The 1,805-nt window shown below is 42.2% G+C and carries 2 protein-coding genes; both read left to right on the forward strand.

The features are described 5' to 3' along the window. Nucleotides 1-817, forward strand: an 817-nt coding sequence (locus A3761_RS28070; RefSeq protein ID WP_231881286.1) for a protein phosphatase CheZ, incomplete at its 5' end; no start/stop codon positions are given. Nucleotides 818-933: 116 nt separating this feature from the next. Then, a partial coding sequence (locus A3761_RS22310) for an AraC family transcriptional regulator (protein WP_068750915.1) occupies nucleotides 934-1,805 on the forward strand: 872 nt, incomplete at its 3' end.

Here is a 1,805-nt window from a genome sequence, read left to right on the forward strand (position 1 = left end):
CGATTTTATTTTTTTAAGTACCGATAAACACGGTAAGATTACTACTGTTACCCCTGCGTGTAGAGATGTTATCAAAAAGCAAGAGGGTGAGGTTGAAGGTAAGATGCTCGACGAAATTGTACCTGAGCTGGCATTTTACCCCCAAGCTGAGTTTGAAATTGTTCAACCTCGGGGCGGCCTCGAATTAATGCTTGATGATGAAGACTGTGATCAGGGTTGTGAATATATGGAGTTTCTTGCATCCCAAACGCAAGACGATGGCCGCTTCGAAATAGAGACAACGATTGAAGGTCAGCAAGCTTGGTTGTCGATGGTGACAAACAAAGTGCTTGTTGATGACGAAATCATTTTTACCGTGATGATCCGGGATATTACTCGACGAAAGCTTGATGAAAAGGAGATCCTAGATCTCAATCAAAACCTCGAAGCTCGCGTAGAATCGAGAACGGAACAAATTAAAAATGTAGTGATGTCATGTAGTAGTGAACTTAGTCAGGTTAACGAAACCTACCAGGCCATGAAAGAACAGCAAATGGGCATAATGGAAAATGTTGAAAAAGCAGTTCTTGAAGGTGCTGAAGGCTTGAGTGAGGTCCAGCAAGGACAGATCCGTGAAGCGATTAGTGGTGAGCTTGTTAAGTGTATGAACCTCTACTCTGAAGATCAGATTACCGATCAGAAGTTTATGTTGACGATGATGTCATTAAATGAACTCTTTGGTAGTTTATCTCCCGAGGATCAAAACTTACGCCCCGACCAGTTATCTGGAACTAACCAAGATGAAGTTGATGACCTACTAAGTTCCTTGGGTATTTAGTCGCAATACCCTCTTATCTTTCTGATAAAGGGGGAGCTCTTCTTGCTTCCCCTAAGTTCTTGACTCTTGCCATATTTTTTGACAGATTGACCTTATCCGGACCAGTCTGAGCTCTCATGTCTCCCAACTTAAGTATTCCTATAGCGCTTGTCGATGCTTTCTTTTTTGCTGCTAAGCGAAGAAATATTAATTTGCACTCGATTTTTGCGAGTGTTGATCTCGATTATGACAAGTTTCAGTTGGATATGGGAAAAGACCCATTACAGCGTATTGATTTGAACTATGTAGACCCTTTGCTCCACTCACTTTGGTCTGAGTTGGGCGATGAAGCAAGTGGCTTCGTCGAAAAGCCACTTAAAATCGGCACGTTTAGCATGATGTGCCACGCTATAATTACTGCAACTAGCTTGCGGCATGCCTTGCTTAGAGCGAGTAAGTTTATAGGTCTGTTTGGCGATGAACTATCGATTAACTTGCTTGAACTAGAAGGCGAAGCGCATCTGGAAATCAAGTTTTCGAATGACTTGGGCTTTGATGAGGTATTTCTAATTACTTCGCTCTATATAATCTGGATTCGTCTGTCGTGTTGGTTGATTGAAAGGCCGATACTACTTGAGCGAATTGAGTTTACTTTCGCAAGGCCTCTATTCCATGAAGAGTACAAGTTAATGTTTCCTTGCCGAGTTGCTTTCTCTCAGGGGCAAAACCGGGTTGTGTTCAACAGCAAGTATTTAGATCTACCGGTTGTTCAGAATGATAGTACCTTAGCGCCATTTTTGAAAAATGCGCCGGCATCGCTACTAAAACAATTTCGTTCAGATGACAGTGTTACTGCGCAGATAAAAAGAATTCTATTGAGTCGTATGGGTGGCAGCTTGGAGATCGAGAATCTTAGCTTTGATCTTGTAGCCAGTGAGTTACATTTAACTACCCACACCGCTCGGCGACGCCTTAAAGATGAGGGTAGTTCATTTAAAGAAATAAAAGA

This window comes from Oleiphilus sp. HI0123 (assembly GCF_001635315.1).